General features: G+C 58.3%; 4 protein-coding genes and 1 pseudogene. 4 read left to right on the forward strand and 1 reads right to left on the reverse strand.

The features are described 5' to 3' along the window. A partial coding sequence (locus Q0C48_RS13865; RefSeq protein WP_291525347.1) for a DEAD/DEAH box helicase family protein occupies positions 1-1766 on the reverse strand: 1766 nt, incomplete at its 3' end. Positions 1767-1983: 217 nt separating this feature from the next. Here Q0C48_RS13865 and rpmH point away from each other — a divergent pair. The 4 genes and pseudogenes from rpmH to yidC form a co-directional block, all read left to right on the forward strand. Then, positions 1984-2118 (forward strand): 50S ribosomal protein L34, encoded by a 135-nt coding sequence (rpmH, locus tag Q0C48_RS13870; RefSeq protein ID WP_024894327.1) that lies wholly within the window; start codon positions 1984-1986, stop codon positions 2116-2118. A gap of 4 nt (positions 2119-2122) precedes the next feature. After that, complete coding sequence (gene rnpA / locus Q0C48_RS13875; RefSeq protein WP_142088340.1) at positions 2123-2473, forward strand: ribonuclease P protein component; 351 nt, start codon at positions 2123-2125, stop codon at positions 2471-2473. Further along, positions 2470-2685, forward strand: coding sequence for a membrane protein insertion efficiency factor YidD (gene yidD / locus Q0C48_RS13880; protein WP_010640496.1), 216 nt, complete (start codon positions 2470-2472; stop codon positions 2683-2685). The genes rnpA and yidD overlap by 4 nt, the downstream gene beginning before the upstream one ends. A 14-nt stretch (positions 2686-2699) precedes the next feature. Next, positions 2700-3446: pseudogene (yidC, locus tag Q0C48_RS13885) on the forward strand (membrane protein insertase YidC); the annotation flags it as partial.

Here is a 3446-nt window from a genome sequence, read left to right on the forward strand (position 1 = left end):
GGGCGGCTTTCGGTTTTCAGCGACTTCTCCACGCCCACGGCGTCGATCAGCACAAAGCGGGTTTTGGCGCCGTCCGCGCTGTTGCTGACGCGCTTGAGACTGTCGCCGTCGAGGCTGCGCACGCCACGGCCTTTCATCTGTTCGTAATAGCCCTTGCTGCGCACGTCGCGCATGAACAGCAGCACTTCCAGCGGCTTCACATCGGTGCCGGTGGCGATCATGTCCACGGTGACGGCGATGCGCGGGTTGTAGTCGTTGCGAAAGCTGCTGAGGATGCTGTCGGCGTCTTCCTCGGCGCGGTAGGTCACCTTTTTGCAGAAGGCGTTGCCCTGGCCGTAGACCTCGCGCAGGATGTTGATGATGTCGTCGGCGTGACTGTCGGTTTTGGCGAAGATGAGGGTTTTGGGCGTTTCGCGGCGGTTGGGGAAAATCTGCGTTTCCACGGCGGTTTTCATCGCCTGGATGACCTGACGAATCTGGCTCACGTTGACCACCGAACGGTCGAGCTCCTTGCCGGTATAGGCGGTGTCTTCCTCGGTTTCGCTCCAGCGCTTTTTGCGGGTGGCGCGGTCGCGGTGGTCCACCCATTCTTTGGCCTTCAACTCGGCGCCCTTTTGGGTGATGTCGGTTTCGATCTCGTAGACGTCATAGCCGACGTTGACGCCATCGGCCACGGATTGCTCGTAGGTGTATTCGGCGACGATGTTCTCGTTGAAAAAGCCGAAGGTGCGCTTGTCCGGCGTGGCTGTGAGGCCTATGAGGCTGGCGTCGAAGTAGTCGAGCACCTGCTTCCACAGGTTGTAGATGCTGCGGTGGCATTCGTCGATGACGATGAAGTCGAAGGTTTCCACTGGCACGGCGGGGTTGTAGCGCACCAGCTTTTGCTGCGCCGCCGTCTGCTGCACCTCGTTGAGCGACAGGTCTTCGGCGGATTCGTCGATCGGCTCGCCGCTGAGGATGGAATACATGCGCTGGATGGTGCTTATGCACACCTGCGCGTGGGGGTCGATGCTGGGGCTGCTGAGACGCTGCACGTTGTACAGCTCGGTGAATTTGCGGCCATCGTCCGGCGGCGTGTAGGCCATGAATTCCTGATGCGCCTGTTTGCCGAGGTTGCGGGTGTCCACCAGAAACAGGATGCGCTTGGCCCCGCCAAACTTGAGCAACCGATACACGGCGGTGATGGCGGTGAAGGTTTTGCCCGCGCCGGTGGCCATGTGCACCAAGGCGCGGGGCTTGTTCAGCGCCAGCGATTGCTCCAGTCCGGTGACGGCGCTGATCTGGCAATCGCGCAGGTTGCGTTCGGGCAAGACGGGCATGCGCTCGGCCAGGCGGCGGCGCAGGGTGTCGGGCTGGGCGGCCCACGCCGCGAGAGTGGCAGGCGTGAAAAAGTGGAAGATCTCGCGCGAACGTGGCGCGGGGTCGGCGTTGTCGGTGAAGCGGATGATCTGGCCGGTAGCCTCAATCAAAAAACGCAGCGGGGTGTTGTCCTTGCGCCATTTGAGGGCTGCGGTGGCATAGCGCTCGGTTTGCTTTTCGGTGACAGTGATATTTTCACCCGCGCTGTCTTTCTTGGCCTCGATGACGCCCACGGCATTACGGTTGACGAACAGCACGTAATCCGCAGGGCCGGTATCGGTAGGGTATTCGCGCACGGCGACACCCACCGCTGCACCGAGGTTGATCTGCTTCACGTCTTGGATCACCCAACCGGCCTGCTCCAGCTTCTGGTCGATCTGTTGACGTGCCTTAGTTTCTGGAGTCATTGAATTTAGCTGTTTGCCTTTTAAGGTCTAGTGCCCAACTTCTGGTTGAATGCGGATCGTTGTAAAACATATCAATGTGACGCCACGTTAGCCAGCATTAAAGCGCTTAGCGTTCGGCAGCATCTTAAATGGATTTGGTTGAGTTCGACACCTTGACTTTCGGACAGCATCTCCTTATCTTCTCAGCCCTTAGGATTTACCCGCAGGAAGTGTTCCAATGAAGCGTACTTTTCAACCCAGCATTACCCATCGCAAGCGGACTCACGGCTTTCGTGCCCGCATGGCGACCAAGTCCGGGCGTCTTGTTCTGAAACGTCGGCGCGCCAAGGGCCGTCAGCGTCTCTGTCCGTAAGTTTATGCATCCGGCGCAGGCGCATCCTCATCGCTTTACCCGCGAGGATCGCCTTCGTCAGAAAGCGTTGATTCAGCGCACCATTAAACAAGGGCGCAAAAAAGTTTTTCCCGAGTTGGTCATGTATACCCTCCCCAATACTGTTTCTCATCCCCGGCTGGGTTTGGCCGTGAGCCGCAAGGTAGGTAACGCCGTCATTCGTAACCGGGTCAAACGTCGTCTGCGCGAGGCCTTTCGCCTGCAGCAAACGCGCTCGGCAGGACAGGATGTCATGGTGGTTGCCCGGAATGGGGCCAGACAACTCAGTATGCGCATTATGGGTGGTTATTTCCGGCAACTGCTGGGGAAAGCATGAGCGCGCGCCGCGCAGCCGTGCTGGCGGTTCGTACCTATCAATATGCCATCAGTCCCTTGCTGGGCCATCATTGCCGCTTTTATCCGACCTGCTCCGAATATACCTGTCAGGCCATTGAACGCTATGGCATCGCCAAGGGTTCGTGGCTGGGTATCAAACGCATCGGCCGCTGCCATCCCTGGCACGCGGGCGGTGTTGATCCCGTTCCTTAATACTCTGGGGCTCCATGGAAAATCAGAAAACTTTTCTTGTCATTGCACTGGCCGTGGTTTTTTTTCTGTTGTTTCAGGCCTGGCAGGCGCAAAATGCGCCGAAACCCGTGACGCCCGCAACCAGCACCGTCAGCAAAGCGGTCACTCCCAGCGCCGCTCCCGTCACCGCCCCGACGGTTTCACCCAGTACCATGACAGTACCTGCAGCCGTCAGTCAGGCCATGGCTCCGGCGCGCGGTCCCTCCGTGCCTTTCAGCACCAAGGTATTTACTGGTCATATCGGCCTGCATGGTGGAGATATCCAGAATCTTGGCCTGCGTGCCTACCCCGTAGCCACCGATAATCCTGCTCCTTACCCTATTCTGGACACAAGCTCCGCCAAACTGACGACCCAACAAAGTGGGTTTTTGGGAAGCAACGGACAATTACTCATTCCCCAGTTCGCAGAAGAGAAGCCCTCTTCGGATACGGACAGCCCGATCGTACTAAAGGGCAAGGCCGGACCTTTGACGATCACCAAAACCTGGGTTTTCCAGCCCGATAGCTATCTTGCTGAAGAACACATCCAGGTAACCAACAGCGGAACCCAGCCCTGGAACGGCAGCTACTTTGATCAGATTCTGCGCAATGATCGCGCCGAAAGTCACATGTTCATGTCCATTTTTACGGGCGCCGTACTGATGCATGGCGGAAACTTCAGTGAAGTCAGTTTTGGCGACATGCGTGACCACCCCCACACGGAAGCAGGGCCTGGCTGGGCC

The sequence above is a fragment of the Acidithiobacillus sp. genome, assembly GCF_023255755.1.
Taxonomy (GTDB): Bacteria; Pseudomonadota; Gammaproteobacteria; order Acidithiobacillales; family Acidithiobacillaceae; genus Acidithiobacillus.